18 protein-coding genes are annotated in these 20,867 nt (G+C 70.3%); 6 read left to right on the forward strand and 12 right to left on the reverse strand.

Annotation, left to right across the window (positions count from 1 at the left end; translation table 11 throughout):
* Position 1: 1 nt before the first annotated feature.
* From ACAM52_RS25075 to ACAM52_RS25115, 9 genes are all read right to left on the reverse strand, one after another.
* Positions 2-709: an ABC transporter ATP-binding protein gene (locus ACAM52_RS25075; protein ID WP_369644860.1), complete on the reverse strand. Its 708-nt coding sequence runs from the start codon at positions 707-709 to the stop codon at positions 2-4.
* A complete protein-coding gene (locus ACAM52_RS25080; RefSeq protein WP_369644861.1) occupies positions 706-1,776 on the reverse strand; it encodes a branched-chain amino acid ABC transporter permease in 1,071 nt (356 codons plus the stop codon). Before ACAM52_RS25080 ends, ACAM52_RS25075 begins: the two co-directional genes overlap by 4 nt.
* Positions 1,773-2,642 carry a branched-chain amino acid ABC transporter permease gene (locus ACAM52_RS25085; RefSeq protein WP_062476232.1) on the reverse strand — a complete coding sequence of 290 codons (870 nt, stop codon included), beginning with the start codon at positions 2,640-2,642 and terminating at the stop codon, positions 1,773-1,775. Before ACAM52_RS25085 ends, ACAM52_RS25080 begins: the two co-directional genes overlap by 4 nt.
* Positions 2,643-2,654: 12 nt before the next feature.
* Positions 2,655-3,920 (reverse strand): ABC transporter substrate-binding protein, encoded by a 1,266-nt coding sequence (locus tag ACAM52_RS25090; protein ID WP_369644862.1) that lies wholly within the window; start codon positions 3,918-3,920, stop codon positions 2,655-2,657.
* A gap of 42 nt (positions 3,921-3,962) precedes the next feature.
* Positions 3,963-5,465, reverse strand: a complete 1,503-nt coding sequence (locus ACAM52_RS25095) for an aldehyde dehydrogenase (RefSeq protein WP_369644863.1) — start codon at positions 5,463-5,465, stop codon at positions 3,963-3,965.
* Between the two features lie 46 nt (positions 5,466-5,511).
* Positions 5,512-5,904: a nuclear transport factor 2 family protein gene (locus ACAM52_RS25100; protein ID WP_095743473.1), complete on the reverse strand. Its 393-nt coding sequence runs from the start codon at positions 5,902-5,904 to the stop codon at positions 5,512-5,514.
* 26 nt (positions 5,905-5,930) lie between these two features.
* The gene (locus tag ACAM52_RS25105) at positions 5,931-6,731 is read right to left on the reverse strand and encodes a MoaF C-terminal domain-containing protein (RefSeq protein WP_369644864.1); all 801 of its coding nucleotides are present in this window, start codon (positions 6,729-6,731) and stop codon (positions 5,931-5,933) included.
* Between the two features lie 15 nt (positions 6,732-6,746).
* Positions 6,747-7,553: an SDR family NAD(P)-dependent oxidoreductase gene (locus ACAM52_RS25110; protein WP_369644865.1), complete on the reverse strand. Its 807-nt coding sequence runs from the start codon at positions 7,551-7,553 to the stop codon at positions 6,747-6,749.
* Between the two features lie 70 nt (positions 7,554-7,623).
* Positions 7,624-9,225 carry a GMC family oxidoreductase gene (locus tag ACAM52_RS25115; protein ID WP_369644866.1) on the reverse strand — a complete coding sequence of 534 codons (1,602 nt, stop codon included), beginning with the start codon at positions 9,223-9,225 and terminating at the stop codon, positions 7,624-7,626.
* A gap of 143 nt (positions 9,226-9,368) precedes the next feature.
* On the opposite strand from ACAM52_RS25115, the gene hemE reads away from it, so the two are divergent.
* Together hemE and priA are read left to right on the forward strand one after the other, a co-directional pair.
* Positions 9,369-10,478: a uroporphyrinogen decarboxylase gene (gene hemE / locus ACAM52_RS25120; protein WP_369644867.1), complete on the forward strand. Its 1,110-nt coding sequence runs from the start codon at positions 9,369-9,371 to the stop codon at positions 10,476-10,478.
* 485 nt (positions 10,479-10,963) lie between these two features.
* Positions 10,964-13,039, forward strand: coding sequence for a primosomal protein N' (priA, locus tag ACAM52_RS25125; protein ID WP_369647776.1), 2,076 nt, complete (start codon positions 10,964-10,966; stop codon positions 13,037-13,039).
* A 26-nt stretch (positions 13,040-13,065) separates the two neighbouring features.
* Here the strand turns inward: priA and ACAM52_RS25130 are convergent, their stop codons facing one another.
* Positions 13,066-14,709, reverse strand: coding sequence for a S41 family peptidase (locus ACAM52_RS25130; protein ID WP_369644868.1), 1,644 nt, complete (start codon positions 14,707-14,709; stop codon positions 13,066-13,068).
* A gap of 106 nt (positions 14,710-14,815) precedes the next feature.
* Positions 14,816-15,025 carry a hypothetical protein gene (locus tag ACAM52_RS25135; RefSeq protein ID WP_062476199.1) on the reverse strand — a complete coding sequence of 70 codons (210 nt, stop codon included), beginning with the start codon at positions 15,023-15,025 and terminating at the stop codon, positions 14,816-14,818.
* A gap of 288 nt (positions 15,026-15,313) precedes the next feature.
* Here ACAM52_RS25135 and ACAM52_RS25140 point away from each other — a divergent pair, with 288 nt between their 5' ends.
* On the forward strand, positions 15,314-15,952 hold the full coding sequence (locus ACAM52_RS25140) for a hypothetical protein (protein WP_070063936.1): 639 nt from the start codon (positions 15,314-15,316) through the stop codon (positions 15,950-15,952).
* A 9-nt stretch (positions 15,953-15,961) separates the two neighbouring features.
* Here the strand turns inward: ACAM52_RS25140 and ACAM52_RS25145 are convergent, their stop codons facing one another.
* A complete protein-coding gene (locus ACAM52_RS25145; protein WP_369644869.1) occupies positions 15,962-16,981 on the reverse strand; it encodes an AEC family transporter in 1,020 nt (339 codons plus the stop codon).
* Between the two features lie 149 nt (positions 16,982-17,130).
* Here ACAM52_RS25145 and ACAM52_RS25150 point away from each other — a divergent pair, with 149 nt between their 5' ends.
* From ACAM52_RS25150 to ACAM52_RS25160, 3 genes are read left to right on the forward strand one after another with little or no spacing between them, the layout of a single operon-like run.
* Positions 17,131-19,227, forward strand: coding sequence for an ATP-dependent helicase (locus tag ACAM52_RS25150; RefSeq protein ID WP_062476196.1), 2,097 nt, complete (start codon positions 17,131-17,133; stop codon positions 19,225-19,227).
* Entirely contained in the window at positions 19,224-19,682 is a 459-nt protein-coding gene (locus tag ACAM52_RS25155; RefSeq protein ID WP_369631110.1) for a hypothetical protein, read from the forward strand. The genes ACAM52_RS25150 and ACAM52_RS25155 overlap by 4 nt, the downstream gene beginning before the upstream one ends.
* On the forward strand, positions 19,679-20,860 hold the full coding sequence (locus ACAM52_RS25160) for a phospholipase A (protein WP_369644870.1): 1,182 nt from the start codon (positions 19,679-19,681) through the stop codon (positions 20,858-20,860). Before ACAM52_RS25155 ends, ACAM52_RS25160 begins: the two co-directional genes overlap by 4 nt.
* Positions 20,861-20,867 lie beyond the last annotated feature (7 nt).

The following is a 20,867-nucleotide window of genomic DNA, read 5'->3' on the forward strand; positions in this document are numbered from 1 at the left end:
GTCACTCCGTTCCCAGGTAGGCCTTGCGCACGGCCGGATCGTCGAGCACTTCGCGCGTCGGGCCGAGCGCGAGGCGGCGGCCGAAGTCGAGCACCAGGGTCTGCGTGCAGGTCGCGGCGATCAGGTCGACATCGTGGTCGATGAGCAGCACCTGCGCGCCGCAGAAGGCGTGCACCGCGCCGATCGTGCGGCGCAGCACGCCGGCTTCCTGCTCGGTGAGTCCGGCGCCGGGCTCGTCGAGCAGCAGCAACTTGGGCGCGCCGACCAGTGACTTCGCGAGCTCCAGCATGCGGCGCTGGAACAGGTTGAGGCGGTGCCCCATGACGGTCGCCACGTCGAGCAGGCCGGTGTGCGACAGCGCGCGCGCCACCTGCGAGGCGGCCTCGCCGCGCGCGTGCGGCACATGGTCGAGCAGCGCGCGCACGTTGTCCCACACGCTGAGGTCTTCCACCACCTGCTCGGTCTGGAACGAGCGGCGCAGGCCGAAGCGCACGCGCGCGATGGGCTTCAGGCCCAGCAGGTCGGCGCCGTCCACCGCCACGCGGCCGGCGCTGGGCGACACGAGGCCGCTGAGCACGTTGACCAGCGTGGTCTTGCCCGCGCCGTTCGGCCCGATCAGGCCGCACACGGGCGCGTCAAGCTGCGCCGAGAGCGCGTCGATGGCCTTGACGCCGCCGAAGGCGACGGTGAGATCGTCGATGCGGATCATGGCGCGGCGTCCTTGTCCTTCGGTGCGGCGAAGCGTTGGCGCACCGCATCGAACACGCCCGTCAGCTGCCCCGCGATGCCGCTCGGCGCGGTGATGAGCGCATGCAGCAGCGCCACGCCGAAGAAGATCATCGCGAGGTAGCCGTTGACGCCGAAGTCGGTCAGCAGCGCCGGCACTGCGCGCAGCAGCAGGCCCGCGATGAGCGCACCGGCCCAGTGGTACACGCCGCCCACCACCGTGAGCGCGAACAGCATCACCGATTCGCCCGCCGTGAAGGCGCGCCCGTCGAGCTGCCCCACGCCGCCCGCGAGCAGCGCACCGGCCACGCCGGCGCAGAAGCCCGCGAGCCCGAAGGCCCAGGTCTGGTAGCGCAGGATGTTCACGCCGGCGGCCACGGCCGCCGCCTCGCCGCGCCGGATCAGCGCCCACGAGCGGCCCGCGCGCGTGCGCCGGTGCAGCTCGATCAGCGCCAGCACCGCCGCCAGCCACACGGCGACGTAGCGGAAGTACGCGGCGTCGGACAGCGCCAGCGCGGGCCGCGGCATCATCAACCGCTCGCTGCCGAACACGCGGCCGAGCCAGCCCGCGCCGCCGTCGGGAAAGCCCGTCACGTTGACGACCACCTGGAAGCCGCCCGCCATCATCATCGTGACGAGCGCCAGGTACAGCCCCTTGAGCCGCAGCGCCGGCAGCCCGGCGAGCATGCCCACGACGCACGACAGCAGCCCGCCCGCGAGCACCGACAGCTCGAAGGGCCAGCCCAGCCCGTGCCCCGCGCGCAGCGCGACCCAGCCGCCCGCGCCGAGCAGCGCGTACTGGCACAGCGACACCAGCCCGAGCTGGCCATAGAGCAGCGCCACGCCGGCCGCCGCGACCGACAACGCGAGCGACGACGTGAGCGTCTTGATCCAGTACGCGTTCGCGAACCACGGCACGGCCCAGCCGATCAGCAGCACGCAGGCCACCATGAGCACGAGCGAGCGGCGGGCGCGGCGCGTGGCCTGCGCGAGCGCGGCGGGTGCCGCGTCGGACGCGGGCATGGCGCCTTCGAGGATCGACGCGTTCATGCCGACCGCGTCCCCGCGCGGTAGAAGACGATCATCGCCAGCGCGATGAGAAAGGGCGTGGCCGTGCGAAAGGCCGCGAAGCCCGGCACCGTGATCGCCAGCGCCTCCAGCACGCCGATGGCGATGCCGCCCGCCACCGTGGCCGGCAGCGAATGCAGGCGGCCGATGATCGCGGCGGCAAAGGCCGGAATCACGAGAAAGGTCAGCAGCGTGGCCTGCAGCCGCACGATGTTGGCCAGCAGCAGCCCGCACACGCCCGCGAAGGCGCCGCTCAATATCCACGCCACCGTGTCGACGCCGAGCACGCGGATGCCCAGCAGCGCGCTCAGGTCGCGGTCGTTGGCCAGCGCGCGCATCTTCAGGCCCACGCGCGTCTTCGACAGCAGCAGGCCGACGCCGCCCATCATCAGCACCGCCAGCGCCAGGCCGAGTGCGCGCGTGTGCGTGAGCCGCACCTCGACCTCGCCCAGCACGAATTCGAGCGCGCCGCCGTCGGTCGGCAGCACGAGGCGGCGCGGCTGCTCGCCCCAGGTCCATTCGGTGAAGCCCACCACCACGAGCGCGAAGCCCAGCGTGGCGATGCTGCGGATGGTCGGGTCGCGGTGCGACAGGCGCGGTGCCAAGAGGCGCCCGTAGGCCAGCGACAGCGCCATGGCCGCGAGCACTGCCGCGCACCACGCGAGGCCCTGCGGCCAGTCGGCTTCGAGCAGCGTCCAGGCCACGTAGGCGCCGAGCGCGCCGATGGCCCCGAAGGCGAAGTTCAGCACGCCCGACGAGCGATAGAGCACCACCAGCCCCACGCCCGAGAGCGCGTACACCGCGCCCAGGCCCAGGCCCGAGATGACGAAAGGCAGGTAGTCCTCCATGGCCCGGCGCGCTTACTTCAGGCCCATCTTCTGCTCGTCGGCGCGGATGTCGACCAGCTCCGGGTCGTCCGCCGTGAGGCAGCCGCCGGGCGCAAAGCGCCAGCCGTTGCCGTCGGGGCTGGCCATGGGACCGCTGTTGTTCGCGTTATGGCGGTTGCCGCTGCCCACGTAGAAGGGCTTGCACAGGATGTCGCTGCGGAAGTCGCTCACCTTGCGCAGCGCGTCGGTCACGCTGGCACGGTCGAGCTTCTTCGGGTCCATCTTCAGCATCGCCTGCGTGGCCAGGCGCGCGGCCAGGTAGCCGGCCTGCGAGAAGGTGTCGCGCGGGTCGCTCTTGGCACCGTGCTTGTCCATCACCGCGAGCCAGTTCTTGTTGTCGGGCCCGGCCGATTCGAGCGGGTTGAATTCGAGGTTGACGTCGAAGTTGCCCTTCCAGTACGGCCCGATGGCCTTGGGCACGTCGACGTTGTAGGCCGGCGCGGCCGACACGAAGTGGATCTTCTTGCCCAGGTTCTGCTGCTCGGCCGCGGCCAGCATCGGCACCAGGATGCCCTTGGGCACGTTCATGATGATGGTGTCGGGCTTCTTCGCGGCGGCCTGCAGCATGGTCGAGGTGGCGTCGGCCGAGCCGGGGTCGATGGTGAGGGTCTCGACCGTCACGCCGTTCTTCCTGCCCCATTCCTTCGGCCCTTCGCAGGCCCAGTTGCCCAGGCTCGGGATGTTCGGAATGATGCAGACCATCTTCTTGGCCTTGTACTTCTGCGCGGCGTACATCGCGGCGATGGTGGCCGACACGCGCGGCCCGGCGTTCACCGGCACGTAGTTGCGCGCGTTGAAGCATTCGCGCGGCACGCCGGTGCCGGCGATGACCATCACGCCCTCGTCGGCGTACATCTTGGCGTTGGCGCCGCACTCCACGAAGCTGGTGCTGCCCACGAGCGCGACCACCTTGCGGTCCTTCACGAGCTTGGAGGCCACCTGCGCGGCCGTTTCGGGGTTCCACTGGTCGTCGAGCACGAGGTAGTCGACCGGGCGGCCGTGGATGCCGCCGTTGGCGTTGACGCACTTGAAGTACGCAGCCGCCGCCTGGCCCGAGGCGCTGAAGTCGTCGGGGCCGGTCTTGCCGACCACGGCGCCGATGGGAATGGGCTCGCCCGTGGCGGGCTTGCCGGTGTTGAGGCCGCAGTCGGGGCCAGACTGCGCCCAGGCGCCGCTGAAGCTGGCCAGGCCCAGCGCGCCGGCAACGGCCGACAGCGCGATTCGTCTTTTGCTTTGCATGAGGTGTCTCCTTCTTTTTGGGTGATCGAAACCGGGGCGGGGCTACACCGCCATGCACACGCTCTTGAGTTCGGTGAAGCTCTCCACCGCCGCGCGCCCGAGGTCGCGCCCGCTGCCCGACTGCTTCACCCCACCCAGCGGCAGCGCGTTGTCGAGCACGTTGTGCGCGTTGACCCAGACCACGCCCGCCTGCAGGCGCGGCACGATGCGGTGCACAGCAGAGAGATCGTTCGACCAGACGCTGGCCGCCAGGCCGTAGGCGCTGTCGTTGGCCAGGCGCACCGCGTCGTCCACGTCGTCGAAGGGCACGACCGTCGCGACCGGGCCGAACACCTCTTCGCGCGCGATGCGCATCGACGGCTGCGCATCGACGAACACGGTGGGCTGCACGAAGCAGCCGCCGTCGAAGGCCTGGCGCCCGCCCGTGACCAGCGTGGCGCCCTCGGCCACCGCGCCGTCGATGTGCGCCATCACGCGCGCCAGGTGGCGCTTGGACACGAGCGGCCCGAACTGCGCCTTCGGGTCGAAGCCCGAGCCGATGTGCAGGCCTTCGGCGGCCTGCGCGAGCCGGCGCACCACCTCGTCGAACAGGCCGCGCTGCACGTACACGCGTGAGCCCGCGGTGCACACCTGGCCCTGGTGAAAGAAGATGCCGTTGGCCGCGCCCTGCGCCGCCGCCACCGGGTCGGCATCGCCGAGCACGATGAGCGGCGACTTGCCGCCCAGCTCCAGCGTGAAGCGCGCCATGCTGTCGACGGCGGCGTGGCCGATGTGCCGGCCCACCGCCGTCGAGCCGGTGAAGCTGATCTTGCGGACGTCCGGGTGCGCCGCCAGCGCCGCGCCGGCCGTGGCGCCGCGCCCGCACACCACGTTGAGCGCGCCCGGCGGAAAGCCCGCCTCCAGCGCCAGCTCGGCCAGCCGCAGCGCGGTGAGCGGCGTTTCTTCCGACGGCTTGAGCACCACGGTGCAGCCGGCCGCGAGCGCGGGCGCCACCTTCCACAGCGCGATGGCGAGCGGAAAGTTCCACGGCACGATGGCCGCGACCACGCCCACCGGTTCGCGCCGCGTGTACGTGACCCACTGCGCGCCGGGGATGCCGATGGAGTTGTCGAGCGTCTGGCCTTCGAGCTTGGTGGCCCAGCCCGCCATGTAGCGCACGAACTCCGCGCCCGCGCCCACGTCGACCATGCGCGCGATGCCGCGCAGCTTGCCGCTTTGCAGGGTTTCGAGCGCGCTGAGTTCGTCGGCGTGCGATTCGATGAGCGTCGAGAGCGTGTAGAGCATGCGCTCGCGGTCGGCCGGGCGCAGCGACTTCCACGCGGCGCTCTCGAAGGTGCGACGCGCGCCGGCGACGGCGGCGTGCACGTCGTCCGCGTCGCTGTCGGGTGCTTCGGCCACGGTCATCTCGGTGGCCGGGTCGACCACCGGCAGGTACTGCCCGTTGCGGGGCACGACCTCGTGGCCGTCGATGTGGTTGCCGCGGCGGCGCTGCGCCAGCAGGCCCACCTGGCCGAGGTGTTCGATCGACAGGTCGCGCAGATTCATGGGCGGGCTCCGGGAAGGGATGCGAAGGATGCGAAGGAAAGCGGTGTCACGGCTGCATGGCGCGCGCGACGAGCAGCGTGTCGGTGAACTGCTCGAAGCGCTGCACCTTTCCGCCCTGCACCTGCCACACGTGCGTGACGCGGGCCTGCATCGGCTTGCCCGTGGTGCGGTGGCGCGCGTGGTAGTCGCCGATGCCGACCACGGTGTCGCCGCCGTCGACCAGCCGCTCGAGCACGAAGCGGTAGCCCTCCCACTCGGCGCCGAGCACCTGGAAGACCTTCTCGACCACCTGCGCGGGGCCGACGTGCGTGCCGGCGCAGGGAAAGCCGGCCATCTCGGTCCACTGCACGTCGTTGGCCACGTCGGCGAACATCGCGGCGAGGTCGTGGCGGTCGGAGGCGGCGTAGTGGTCGGCCACGATCTGGTAAGGGGTGCGCATGAAAAAGCTCCTGGACAACGATGAGGTCAGACGGGCCCGAACTCGGGCGGGTAGAAGGTCTGCGAGGCCTTGCGCATGAAGGCGCCGGCAGGGTTGTTGGCGATCGCGCCGGTGCCGGTGAGCCCGAGGAACTTGCCGGTCGAGCGGCCGTTCGCGAAGTCGAAGAAGAACACCGACGCGACCGGGATCAGGAACTCGCGGAAGGTGAAGACGTACTGGTCGTCGTCGAACTTCCAGTAGCTCGCGAGGTCGACGTCGCCATGGCCGCGCTGCACGCCCACGAGGCACTGCCAGGCGTAGCGCTCGGCGCTCAGGTAGGTGTGCTCGTAGGTGTGGTTGGGGCTGTAGGTCTGCCAGGTGCGCAGGCCGATGAGGTCGCGCGTGGCGTGCGGTGCGCTGCCAGTGGCAGTGCCGCCTTCGAGCGTGCCGGGCCAGAAGTCCTGCGGCACGCGCGGCTGGCCCGCGGCCTCGTCGGCGCCGACGATGCGGCAGCGGATCGCGAGCACGCGGCGCGTGCGCGTGTTGAGGACCACGGTCAGCGCCTCGCTGGGTCGGCTGGCCTGCGTGATGTCGAGGAAGAAGGTGTCGGGCGCGACCTCGATGGCCTCGTACCAGTCGCCCTGGCCTTGCCCGCCGCGTGCGCCGTCTTCGTGCCAGTCGAGCGTGTGCTGCGCGCGCGGCTGCAGCGTGAGCTGGAAGCCGGGCAGCGCGAGCCGCAGCGTCTGGCCGGCGAGTGCGTCGGTGGCGGGCAGGCGGTTGGTTGCGATGCCGAGGGCGAACTGGTCGTAGGTCTTCCAGTCGGCGGGTTTCGTGGTGTCGGTGCTCATGGCGTCTTTCCTTCTTCAGGCGTCGTGCGCGAAGGCGATGGTGGGCAGGTCGACCGCGGACGCGCCGCCATCGACCATCAGCGAACTGCCGCTGACCATCGCGGCCAGCGGCGAGGCGAGGAACAGCACGGCGTTCGCCACGTCGTCGGGGCTGGCGGCGCGGCCCATGGGCACGTCGCGCGTGACGAGGTCGTAGGCCGCGTCGGTGTTCGGCAAGCGGTGCTTGTCGACGAGCACCTGCATCTGTTCGTCGGCCATCTCGGTGCGCACCCAGCCGGGGCACACGGCGTTCACGCGCACGCCCTGTTGGCCGTAGTCGCGCGCCAGCGAACGCACGAGGCCGATGAGTGCGTGCTTCATGGTCACGTAGCCGACCACGCCCGGCCCCGCGAAGTGGCCCGCAAGCGACGAGAGCACGACGATGTTGCCGCGCCGCGCGATGAGCTCGGGCAGCAGCTCGCGCGCGCAGACGAAAGCGGTGTCGAGGTTCAGGCGCGTGGACAGCGCCCACGAGGCGTCGTCGGTCGCAAGCGCGTCGCCCACGCCGTGGCCGCCCGCGTTGGCGACCAGCACGTCGACACCGCCGAAGCGTTCGCGCGCGGCGGCCAACGCGCGCTGCACGTCGGCGGTGTTCGCTGCATCGCCCGCCACCGCGAGCCCGCCGAGCTTCGACGCCACCGCGTCGAGCTGCGCGAGGCGGCGCCCCATCAGCACCACGCGGCCGCCCGCCGCGACGAACTGCGCGGCCACCGCCGCACCGATGCCGGTGCCGCCGCCGGTGATGAAGGCGACCTTGCCGGCCATGGAATTCGGGGAACTCATTCGCTGTGTCTCCTGGTTGGGAAGGACTCTAGGTTTCAATGGGCTTCGGCGATTGACCGAGCGCGCAACTTCAGTTGCCCGACAGCGCGAAGTCCGCGCAGCGTTCGGCCAGCATCACGGTCGGCGCGTTGGTGTTGCCGCTGACGATCGAAGGCATCACCGAGGCGTCGCACACGCGCAGCTTCGCCACGCCGTGCACGCGCATGCGCGCATCGACCACGGCCATGGCGTCGCGGCCCATGCGGCAGGTGCCGCTCGGGTGGTAGACGGTCTTGGCGCGCTCGCGCACGTAGGCCTCGAGGGCCTCGTCGGACATGTCGTCGGCGGCCGACGGCGCCAGCTCTTCGGACACCACCTCGCGCAGCGCCGGCGCGCGCAGGATGCGGCGCGCCAGCTTCACGCCCCGCACCAGCGTGTCGACGTCGGCCTGCGCCTGCAGGTAGCCGCCGTCGAACAGGATCGGCGCCATCGGGTCGGCGCTGCGCAGCGCCACGCGCCCGCGCGACTGCGGGCGCAAGAAGCAGGGGTTGATCGACAGGCCGTGGCCGGCCAGCGGTTCGCGGTCGACGTCGCCCACGAGCACGGGCAGCACATGGAACTGCAGGTCGGGCCGGCCTTCGCCGGTGGTGTCGACGAAACCGCCGCTCTCGACCACGTTCGACGTGAGCAGGCCCGAGCCGAACATCATCCATTGCAGCCCGTGCTTCAGCGCCGCCAGGCCGCGGTCGTTGCCCAGCAGGCTCACGGGCTCGCGCGTGCGGCCGTAGACCGACACCTCCAGGTGGTCCTGGAAGTTCTCGCCCACGCCGGGCAGGTCTTTCACCACCGGCAGGCCCAGCGCCTGCAGCTGCGCGCCGGGGCCGATGCCCGACAGCAGCAGCAGCTTGGGCGAGGCGAGCGCGCCGGCCGAGAGGATCACTTCATCGCGCGCGGTGGCGACCACCTCTTCGCCGCTGCCGTTGCGGCCCGTGCGGTAGACCACGCCGGTGGCCGCGCCGTCCTGCGTGAGCACGCGCAGCACGTGCGCGCCCGTCACCACGGTGAGCTTCGGGTCGTCGCGCACGGCCGCGAGGTAGGTGGCGGCAGTGCTGGCGCGCCGGCCTTCGAAGGTGGTGGTCTGGTAGAAGCCCACGCCGGCCTGCGCGGCGCCGTTGAAGTCGTCGTTGTAGGCCAGGCCGCTTTGCTGCGCGGCGCGCAGGAAGGCCAGGCTCAGCGGATGGCGAAAGCGCGTGTCGCTCACTTTCAGCGGCCCGTTGGTGCCGTGCAGCTCGCAGGCGAAGCGCGCGTTGCCCTCGGCCTTGCGGAACCACGGCAGCACATCGCGCCAGCCCCAGCCTTCGCAGCCCTGCGCCTCCCAACCGTCGTAGTCGGCCGGCGTGCCGCGCACGTAGACCATGGCGTTGACCGAGCTGCCGCCGCCCAGCGTGCGGCCCTGCGGCACGAACATCCGGCGGCCGGCGGCGGCGGGCTGCGGCTCGCTCTCGTAGGCCCAGGTGCGCTCGGTGCCGATCACGCGCACGAAGGTGGCGGGCATGTGGATGAAGCGGTCGTCGTCGGGCGGGCCCGCCTCCAGCAGCAGCACGCGGCGCCCGGCGCGCACCAGCCGGTGCGCCAGCACGCAGCCGGCCGAGCCGGCGCCCACCACCACCACATCGAAAACCTGCTGCGCCATGTCCGTTCCAGACTGAAGTTGTTGTCGGGAACGGATGCTCGCGGCTGGCGCGCGCCGTGGCGCATCGGGGCGGGTTGATGCAACGCAAAGTGCGCTGTCGGTCAACTGGCGGCGAACGCGGGGGGCCCTGCGACAATCGGGCCATGCCTTTCGCCCCTTTGCAAAACGACACCTTCCTGCGGGCCTGCTGGCGCCAGGCCACCGACCACACGCCCGTCTGGCTCATGCGCCAGGCCGGCCGCTACCTGCCTGAATACGTTGCCACGCGCGCCAAGGCCGGCAGCTTCATGGGGCTGGCCACCAACACCGACTACGCCACCGAGGTCACGCTGCAGCCGCTGGCGCGCTACCCGCTGGACGCGGCCATCCTCTTTTCGGACATCCTCACCGTGCCCGACGCGATGGGCCTGGGCCTGTCGTTCGAGGCCGGCGAAGGCCCGCGCTTTGCGCGCCCGGTGCGCGACGAAGCGGCCGTGGCCGCGCTCGAAGTGCCCGACCTGAACAAGCTGCGCTACGTGTTCGACGCCGTGGGCTCGATCCGCAAGGCACTCAACGGCCGCGTGCCGCTGATCGGCTTCTCGGGCAGCCCGTGGACGCTGGCCTGCTACATGGTCGAGGGCGCGGGCTCGAGCGACTACCGCCTCGTGAAGAGCATGCTGTACGGCCGCCCCGACCTGATGCACCGCGTGCTCGCGGTCAATGCCGATTCCGTGGCCGCGTACCTCAACGCCCAGATCGACGCCGGCGCGCAGGCCGTGATGATCTTCGACAGCTGGGGCGGCGTGCTGGCCGACGGCGCGTTCCACGAATTCAGCCTGGCCTACACCGCGCGCGTGCTCGCCGGCCTGAAGCGCCACGGCCCCGACGGCCAGCCGGTGCCGCGCATCGTCTTCACCAAGGGCGGCGGCCTGTGGCTGGGCGCCATGCGCGCGCTCGACTGCGAAGTGCTCGGTGTCGACTGGACCGTGAACCTGGCCGCCGCGCGCCGCCTCGTGGCCGAAGGCACCGAGGACAAGGCCAAGGCGATCCAGGGCAACATCGATCCGAACGTGCTGTTCGCCCCGCCCGCGGCCATCGAGGCCGAGGTCGGCAAGGTGCTGCAGGCCTTCGGCAAGCCCCACACCGACCGCACCACCGCGGGCCCGACGCACATCTTCAACCTGGGCCACGGCATCAGCCAGTTCACGCCGCCCGACCACGTCGCGGCGCTGGTCCAGGCGGTGCACGACCAGTCGCGCGCGCTGCGCACTTGAGCTAACAAATGTGAACTGCCGACCGCCCGGTTGGCAGACTCAGCGCCCCCTGAAAGCCAGTCGCCCGGCGTTTGTCAAGCCCTAAAACGGCCCCGGACGCCCGACTTATGCACAAAACGCGTGTTGCACTGCGCAAGATTATCTGAGGGGGCATTGGTTCTGCTCCTAAACCAATAGCGACGCTAAGTGGTTGATTTATATAGGTTTTGATTTTTGCTTTTTTTACAGGCATTCCAGCGGAAGCCTTGAAAATCAAGGCTTCGGCGACTATCCAGCCGTCTTGTCAACAAAGTTATCCACAGAAACTCTGGATGACCGCCAAAGCGCTGTGAAATCAACAACTTAAGCGGTCTTGCTCCAAAACGCATTAACAAACCTTGCCAAAAAGGACGCCCAGCCCCTCCACCGAATCGCCGTCCGAAGCCGGCGCACCACCGGTCACATCCGCCACAAACGTCTCCTGCCCCTGGCGACTCGACATCGCGGTGCAGACGCCCGCGCATGCGGCGCTGAGTGACCTGCTGAGCTACGCCGGCGCCGAGCCGCTGGTGCCGGGCACGCTGGTGCGGGTGCCGCTGGGCAAGCGCGAGGTGCTGGGGGTGGTCTGGAACGAGCCGACCTCGCTGGAGGGTGCCGAGCCCGACATGGCGCTCAAGCCCGTGGGCGCGGCGCTCGACGCGCTGGCGCCGCTGGGCGAGGCCTGGCGCGACCTGGTGGCGTTTGCCGGGCGCTACTACCAGCGCTCGATCGGCGAGATCGCGCTGGCCGCCCTGCCGCCGCAGTTGCGCGACCTGAGCACGACCCAACTGGCGCGCCGGCTCAAGCGCAAGACCACGGCCGGCCCGGTGGCCGAGACGGCCGAATCCGCGAACCTGATCGCCCTCTCCGACGAACAGTCGGCCGCGCTGGCCCGCATCGAGGCCGGCACCGGCACCTTCCTGCTGGTGGGCAGCACCGGCAGCGGCAAGACCGAGGTCTACCTGCGCTGCGTGGCCGACCTGCTGGCGCGCGACCCCGAGGCGCAGGCGCTGGTGATGGTGCCCGAGATCAACCTCACGCCGCAGCTCGAGGCCCGCTTCAAGGCCCGCTTCGGCGACGAGGCCGTGGTGTCGCTGCACAGCGGCATGACCAACCCGCAGCGGCTGGCGAGCTGGCTGGCGGCGCACAGCGGCGCGGCGCGCATCGTGCTGGGCACGCGCATGGCGGTGTTCGCGTCGATCCCGGGGCTGAAGCTCATCGTGGTCGACGAGGAGCACGACCCGAGCTACAAGCAGCAGGAAGGTGCGCGCTACTCGGCGCGCGACCTCGCCGTGTGGCGCGGCCAGCGCGAAAAGGCCAAGGTGATCCTGGGCTCGGCCACGCCCTCGCTCGAGAGCTGGCACCAGAGCCGGCCGCCCGAGGGCGACGACCCGGGCGGGCGCTACGTGCGGCTGGCCATGCCTTCGCGCATCGGCGCGGGCGCGCTGCCGGCGGTGCGGCTCGTGGACATGAACCTGCAGCCGCCGAAGACGGTGATCTCGGGCGCGCTGCTCGACGCCATCGGCCAGCGCATCGCGCGCGGCGAGCAGAGCATGATCTTCCTGAACCGGCGCGGCTATGCGCCGGTGCTGGCCTGCGGCGACTGCGGCTGGAAGAGCGAATGCCCGCACTGCAGCGCCTACCGCGTGTTCCACAAGATCGACCGCACGCTGCGCTGCCACCACTGCGGCTTCACCGAGCGCGTGCCGCGCGCCTGCCCGGCCTGCGGCAACCCCGACATCGCGCCCGTGGGCCGCGGCACCGAGCGGCTCGAGGAGCACCTGGCCGAGCTGTTCGCGGGCGTGAAGCATGCGGACGGCAGCGCGGTGCGCATCGCGCGCATCGACGCCGACAGCACCAAGAAGCAAGGCGCGCTCGAATCGCAACTGGCCGCCGTGCATGCGGGCGAGGTCGACGTGCTCGTCGGCACGCAGATGATCGCCAAGGGCCACGACTTCCGCCGCATCACGCTGGTGGCCGCCGTGAACCCCGACGGCGCGCTGTTCTCCAGCGACTTCCGCGCGCCCGAGCGCCTGTTCAGCCTCTTGATGCAGTCGGCCGGCCGCGCGGGCCGCGACGCCGCCTACCTCGCGGCGCAAGGCGCCAAGGCCGAGATGTGGATCCAGACGCACCACGCGCCGCACCCGCTGTTCGCGGCGCTGCGCCGGCACGACTACGAGGCCTTCGCCAAGCAGCAGCTCGAAGAACGCCAGGCCGCCGCCATGCCGCCCTTCGCGTTCCAGGCGCTGGTGCGCGCCGACGCGCGCGAGCAGGCGGTGGCGCAGGGCTTCCTGAACCTCGCGGCCGACCAGGCCGAGGCGCTGCCCGGTGCGGACCTGGTCACGCGCTACCCGGCGGTGCCGCTGGCGATCCAGCGCGTGGCGAACGTGGAGCGCGCGCAGATGCTCATCGAAAGCCCGTCACGCGCCGCGCTGCAACGCCTGCTGGCCGCCTGGCAGCCGCTGCTGCACGAACTGCGGCGCACGCCCGAGGGCAAGGGCGTGATCCGCTGGCTGGTGGACGTGGACCCGCACAGCATCTGAGCGAGGCGCGCGTGCCTGCGCCTGCCTCAGCGCGGGCGCAGGATGCGGTTGCGCAGGCCTTCGGGCTTGTGCAGCAAGGGCGCGGCGGGGCCGGCGACGGCACGCTTGGCGAGGCGCCCGGCCGGTGCGACGGGGCAGGCCCCCGAGACCTGGTGCGCCAGTGCGGCGGCCAGGCGCGCCTCCTGCGGATCGCCGAGCGCACGGCCGAAATCGTCGGGCACGAAGCAGGTGGGCGCAATGCCATCGGGGTAGTCGCCGAAGCCCTTGGCGTTCACGCCCTGGAACTGCACGCTGAAGTAGGTGGTGCCGCAGTTGTCCTCAGGATAGAAGCCGTAGGGCTTGCCGCAGGTGGTGTCGCCGATCTGGACCACGTCGATGTCGATGCCGCGCAGGCCGTTGATGAACGCCTCGCTGGCCGAGCAGGTGTCGGGGCCCGTGAGCACGTAGACGCGCCGCAGGTCGAGGCTGGGCAGCGGAAGGGGCGGGTCGATGGGAGAAAGAAAGCCCAGGGTGGTGGCCCAGAACGGCGTGGGCGCGAGCGTGTTGCCAGTCACCGGATCGCGCTCGGTGTGCTTGTTGTTGAACCGCACGGTCTCGAAGGTCTTGCCGCGCGTCTGCGTCTCGCCGGCGACCATGAAGCCCAGTTGACTGGCCAGGTCCAGATAGCCGCCGCCGTTGTAGCGCAGGTCGACGACCAGCTCGGTGGCCCGCTGCGCGCGCAGCCACTCCATGGCGGCCTTCAGTTGCAGTTCCGCCGTGCCGATGTGGTCGTTGAATTGCAGGTAGCCAACCGTGCGGCCCGCGTTCGGGAGCGTCTTGACGTTCTGGACGGGGGTCGAGATCACCGGCGCCGCCGTCAGCGTGATGTCGCGCGGGGTGTTGCTGCCCGCGTCGACGACGGTGAACCGCGTGGACGTCCCCGGTGCAGCGCCAAAGAGCGCCGCGTTGATGACATCGACGCCTTCCTGCGTGGGGTCGTTCACGAAATCGACGCCGTTGACCCCGAGCACCCGGGCGCCGCGCGACAAGCCGGCGCCCGTCGTGGCCGCGGGAGAGCCGGGCTCCACGTACGCCACGCGCAGATCGCGCGGCGGGGAGAGGGCAAAGAAAGCCCACTGCGCGCCGTATCCGACGGACGAGCCGGCGCCCGAGAGCGCATTCCACTCCTCGGTGGTGTAGGTGAAATGGAACTGGTCCTTGTCCCTGCCCGAAGGCGTCACGGCGTGGGTCTTGAGCAGGTCGAAATAGTCGGCCGTGGCGTACAGCGCCGGGTCCAGGTCCGGCACCTCGTCGTACCAGAGGTAGGTGTCGTTGGTCCACGACCGCAGCCAGTTGTTCTCGTCGAGCGTGCGGCCGGTCTTGTCGGCGAAGGGCTTGCCGTCGGGGTCGGTGCCGGTGCGCGGCGCCGCGCAGCGGTCCTTGTAGAGGCTCGCGGTCCGGAACACGCCCTCGACCCAGGGCGCGTTGCGCAAGGCATCGCCGTCGTCGGGCACGTCGGGCGGCGTCGCGGGCGGGGTGGTGGCAGGCGGCGGGGTGGCCGTGCCGCTGTTCGGCCAGAAGCTGACGGCCGAGCCCCCGTCTCCCCCGCCGCCGCAGGCGACGAGCACGGCCATCGGGACGGCCAGCAGCAGAAGACGGGCGAGACGAAAACGCAGAGGGAAAAGAGGCACGGCGAGATTCCTGGAGGGCGGTAAGGCGCCGCCATCCTAGGAAGCTCTGCGTCGTTGCGCATTGGACCAAAGTCCTAGGCGCTGCACGAACGCGCCGCGCCGGTCGTCAGTGGTAGCCGGTGGGCTCCTTGCCCATGTCGACGTAGCGCAGCTCGTTGTGCCGTCGCCGCGCAATGCTGTTCGGCCAGGCGAACACGACGAGGCTCAGCGCGGCCAGCGCGAGCGCGGCGCCCGTGCCGATCGTGCCGGCATGCCAGAACCAGCCCACCGCAGCGAGCCAGGCCAACCACATCAGGATGCGAACCAGTATTGCCATCGCGCGCCCCACTTGGACCCTTCACACCTTGGACCCGGAACCACTGTAGCAGTGCAACTGCATACGCAAGCATTCATCTGAAGAGATAACGCACGGTATGCCTTAAGACATGCCCTGGGATTACCCCGAAATAATCTGCAAAAAGAGTTGACGGTACCCCCGCCCTTGCACAAGCTGTGCCTGTGCGGTTCCATCGCTGGGTCCGCGGTGTTTCGTGCCCGCTCGCTTGATGCAAAGGTCGCCGTGAAATCGTCGTCTCTTCTGGCTGGGGTTGCTGTGGCTGTCGCCGTGTCGCTTTCGTACCTTGCCGCTGCAGGGTCCGCGGGCGCGGCGGAGCTCGAACTGCAGGGTCGGCGGCTGGTGGTGTCGGGCACGCTCGACGGCAGCAAGGTCAAGGCCTTCACCGAACTCCTGAGCAGCGGCACGGTGCGCACCGTGGTCTTCGAAGACTCGTTCGGCGGCACCGCCGAAGCGGCCGGCGCGTACGCCGACGCGATCCGCGAGAGCGGCGTACAGACCGAGGTGCGCGGCCATTGCATGGCGGCCTGCGCCTACGCCTTCCTGGCCGGCAAGACGCACCGCTTCGGGCACGGCCTGCAGGTCAACGGCATCCTGGTGCCGGTGGCGACCCGCCCCACGGCGGCCGAGCTGGCGGTGCGCTGGCGCGGCGAGGAAGCCCGCAAGACGCTGGCCGATTTCACGCCCGCCCCCGGCGCCACCGACGCGGCCCGCCCGATGGAAGCCACCGCGCCCGCGCCCAAGGACAACTGGCAGCCCGACCACGGCGTGCTCTTCACGGCCAGCCCGACGCTGTTCGGCCGCATCTACAACACCTACTACTGCGACGGCACGCAGGGCCGCGACTTCTCGAAGTGCGAGCGGCTCTCCGACGCCGACCCGTACAAGCTCGGCGTGCTGACCGAGTGACGCCCCCGGTCAGCGCAGCGCGCCGACCGCCACCGGGAAGGTGAAGAACGCCGCCACCGTCGTCCACAGGATGATGCGTGCGATGCGGCCGTTGTCGGCGCCGAAGCGCTCGGCCAGCATCGACACGTTGCTCGCGCTCGGCAGCGCCGCGACCAGCACGATCACGGCCAGCGCCGACGGTGCCAGCGGCAGCCCCAGCGCGATGGCGCCACGCCCCAGCGCCCAGACCGCCAGCGGGTGCAGCACCAGCTTCACCAGCACCACGGGCAGCACGTCGGCCAGCGGCGCTTTCGGCGCGGGCCCGGCGCCGGTGCCCATCGCCGCCGCCACCATGGCGCTGGCGCCGTGCTCGCGCGCCAGCAGCGCCGAGCGTGCCAGCACCGCGCCGATGGTGAAGAGCGCCACGGGCGAGGCCGCGTCGGCCAGCATGGCGATGGTGCGTTCGACCGGCCCGGGCAGTTGCCAGCGCACCGCCGACAGCAGCACGCCCAGCAGGATCGACCACGGCATCGGGTTCACGAGGATGCCGCGCAGCGCCTTGCGCGCGGCCAGCGTGGCGCCGTGCCGGCCCGCGCTGCCGGCCCCGTCGAGCCGTGACAGCGCGATGCACAGCGACGAGGTCACGACCAGGTCGAACGCGATGGTGATGATGATCGGCCCGGCGGCCTGCGCGCCCAGCAGCGCCACCAGCAGCGGAACGCCCATGAAACCGGTGTTCGGAAAGGCCGCCACCAGCGCGCCGAAGGCCGCGTCGTTCCAGCCGATACGCACATTGCGCGTGAACAGCACCACGCCCGCCACCACGGCCAGCGCGCAGATGCCCCAAATCAGTGCAACGCTGCCGTCCAGCAGCTGCGCGATGGGCGTGCCGGCGCCGAAGCGCAGCAGCATGCAGGGCAGCGCGAAATACAGCACGAAGGTGTTGAGCCCCGGGATCGCATCCAGCGGCAGGATGCGGGTGCGGGCGGCGGCGTAACCGGCCGCGATCAGGGCGAAGAAAGGAAAAGTAACAAGGAAAACAGGCAGCACGCCGGCATTGTCGTCCTCCTTCGTCGCGCGATGCCCGCTGACACGGACGGCCGCAGCCGGGCCCGTATCATTGCCCGCTTTGCGACGGCCGCGCCCTGCGGCCCCTCCTGCCTTTTTCGCGTTCCCGCTTTCCCGGTTCCCCCTCCCCCATGTCCCACGGTCTCAATCTCGCCCAGCAAGAAGCGGTCAACTACATGCACGGTCCCTGTCTGGTGCTCGCGGGTGCGGGCTCGGGCAAGACGCGCGTGATCACGCACAAGATCGGCCGGCTGATCCAGTCGGGCCTGAAGCCCGAGCGCATCGCGGCCATCACCTTCACGAACAAGGCCGCCGCCGAAATGCGCGAGCGCGCCAAGGACCTGATCGGGCGCGACGCGCGCAAGGTGGTGGTGTGCACCTTCCACGCACTGGGCGTGCGCATGATGCGAGAAGACGGCCACGTGCTGGGCCTGAAGAAGGCCTTCAGCATCCTGGACGCCGACGACGTCACCAAGATATTGAAAGACTGCGGCGGCACCGTCGACATCGCCACCGCCCGCATCTGGCAGTGGACGATCAGCAAGTGGAAGAACATGGGCCTGAACGCTGCGCAGGCCGCGGCCGCCGCGGTGGACGACAACGAGCGCATCACGGCCGAGATCATGGTCCAGTACGAAGAGCGGCTGCAGGCCTACCAGAGCGTGGACTTCGACGACCTCATCGGCATGCCGCTGAAGCTGCTGTACGAGTTCCCCGAGGTGCGCGCGAAGTGGCAGGCCATGCTGGGCCACATCCTGGTCGACGAATACCAGGACACCAACGCCACGCAGTACGAAGTGCTCAAGGCGCTGGCCGGCGAGCGCGGCCAGTTCACGGCAGTGGGCGACGACGACCAGTCGATCTACGGCTGGCGCGGCGCCACGCTGGACAACCTGAAGAAGCTGCCGGTCGACTACCCGACGCTCAAGGTCATCAAGCTGGAGCAGAACTACCGCTCCACCAGCGCCATTCTTCGCGCGGCCAACAACGTGATCGGCCCCAACCCCAAGCTGTTTCCGAAGACGCTGTTCTCCGAGCTCGGCGAAGGCGAGCCGGTGCGCATCGTCGATGCCGACACCGAGCTGCACGAGGCCGAGCGCACGGTGGCGCGCATCATCAGCCTGCGCGCGGGCGACACGGTGTCGCAGGGCAAGCAGTACAAGGAGTTCCGCGACTTCGCGATCCTGTACCGCGCCAACCACCAGGCGCGCATCTTCGAGCAGGCCCTGCGCAAGGCACAGATTCCCTACAAGGTGTCGGGCGGCCAGAGCTTCTTCGACCGCGCCGAGATCAAGGACCTGTGCGGCTGGTTCCGCCTGTGGGTCAACAACGATGACGACCCGGCGTTCCTGCGCGCCATCACCACGCCCAAGCGCGGCATCGGCCACACCACGCTGGCCAGCCTGGGCAGCTTCGCGAGCCAGTACAAGCTGAGCCTGTTCGCGGCGCTGTTCAGCCCCTCGCTGCCGAGCGTGATCCCCAAGCGCACGCTTGATGGCGTGCACGAGTTCGGCCGCTACATCAACGACCTGGAATACCGCGCACGCCGCACCATGGGCGCCGAAGCCTCGCGCGCCTTCATGCTCGAGTGGCTCAAGGAGATCGACTACGAGCGCCATCTGTACGAAGGCGAGGACAGCGAGGCCGCAGCCGCCACGCGCTGGACCAACGTGCTGGAGTTCGTCGACTGGATGTCGCAACGCGCCGGCGGTTCGCTCGACGACGCCTCGGGTGCCGACGACACGAACCCGAACGAACACAAGAGCCTGCTCGAGGTGGCGCAGACCATCTCGCTGCTGTCGACCATCAGCGAGCGCGAGCAGGACCAGAACGTGGTCACGCTCTCGACGCTGCATGCGTCCAAGGGCCTGGAGTGGCCGCACGTGATGCTCATCGGCGTGACCGAGGGCCTGCTGCCCTTCAAGCTCGACGACGACAACGGCCGCCAGAAGGTGGTGAGCGACGAGACCACGCAGCGCCTGCAGGAAGAGCGCCGCCTCATGTACGTGGGCATCACGCGCGCGCAGCGCAGCCTGGCCGTGAGCTGGACCAAGAAGCGCAAGCAGGGCCGCGACATGGTGCCCTGCATGCCCAGCCGCTTCATCGCCGAGATGGGCCTGGACAAGGCCACGACCAAGGAAGACCCGCGCGAGAAACTGAAGGCGCTGCGCGCCGAGTTCGCACGCAAGGCGCTGGACAGCGCGGCCAAGGCCGCCGCCACGCCATGAGGACGACGGCGACGGTCGCAGTCGCGCTGCTTGCCGCCGCCCTCGCGGCCGGTTGCGCCACGCCCCGCGACCCCAACTGCCCCGCCGACGCGCGCGAGCTGCCGCTGCAGGCGCTGTACGGCCAGTGGGACGCCCGCTTCGACGACCTGCCCGGCACGGCCGTCGTGCAGCTGGGCAAGCACCCCGAATACGCCGGCGTGCGCGGCACCATCACGCGCCGCGCCGATGCCTCGACGAAGACCACCGTCGCGCAGCTCGCGGGCGATGTCGACGACGAGGGCGCGCTGTCCATCGACGAATCGCTGGACGGCCGCGCCATCAGCGGCGTCTGGTCGGGCACCTTGCAGCCCGGCGCCTGCGGCCGCGAGTTCCGCGGCACGTGGCGCGATGCCGCGACCGAGCGCACGCACCCGTTCGTGCTGCGCAAGACCGTCGCACAGGAAGGAAAGCCATGAAGACGACACGACGACACCCTGCTTCTCTGTTCACGCTGCGCACCGTGGCTGCCGTGGCCGCATGCCTCGGCGCCGCATCTGTCGCACAAGCACAAGCCGTCGACAAGCCCGCCAGTCCGCTGGCCGATGCACAACTCACCTGGCAGCAGTGCGCCGCGCTCGGCGCGAACAACGAGGCACGCCTGGCCTGCTACGACCGCTGGTCGCAACAACAGACGCTGCCCTCGGTGTCGGTGCCCGTGGCGCCCCCGGTGCTCGCGAGCACGCAGCCGCCGGTGGACGGCACGATTCCGGCCACGCGCGTGGTCTCGGTCGCCACCACCGAAGGCTGCCGCGACCGCCAGTACTCGACACTGTCGCGCTTCTGGGAACTCGAGAACGCCACCGACTGCGGCACCTTCGGCTTCCGCGGCTACCGCCCGCTCACGGTGTCGGCCTCGGCCGCCACCGACAAGCCCCAGCCGCCCACCTCGCCGTCGGCCGGCCACACGGCCGAGCCCGTGGCCTACCAGGCCAACGAGATGCGCATCGGCCTGTCGGTGCGCACCAAGCTCGCGCAGGGCATGCTCACGCAGAACGACCCGATCAAGAAGGACTCGCTGTGGTTCGCGTACTCGCAGCAGTCGACCTGGCAGCTGTTCAACGGCTCGATCTCGCGGCCCTTCCGCACCACCGACCACGAACCCGAGCTGATGTATGTCTACCCGACCGACGTCCACCTGCCCGGCGGCTGGCGCTGGCGCTATGCGGGCGTGGGCATCGTGCACCAGTCGAACGGCCAGAGCCTGCCGCTGTCGCGCAGCTGGAACCGCGTGTACCTGATGGGCGGCGCCGAGCTCGACGACCGCTTCACCGTCACGGGCCGCGTCTGGCAGCGCATGTCCGAAAGCGCCGCGAAGGACGACAACCCCGACATCGCCGACTACATCGGTCGCGCCGAAGTCACGGGCCGCTGGAACCTCAACCGCGACAACCAGCTGGGCATCACGGTGCGCAACAACCTGCGCGACAGCGGCCGCGGTTCGGTGCGCCTCGAATGGCTGAAGGCCATCGGCGACCCGACCAAGAGCAACCTGCGCTTCCACACGCAGCTGTTCCATGGCTATGGCGACACGCTGGTGGACTACAACCGCAAGCGCACGGTGCTGAGCATCGGCCTCAGCCTCGTCGATTTCTGATCTTCAT

This window comes from Variovorax sp. V118 (assembly GCF_041154445.1).
Classification (GTDB): domain Bacteria; phylum Pseudomonadota; class Gammaproteobacteria; order Burkholderiales; family Burkholderiaceae_C; genus Variovorax; species Variovorax boronicumulans.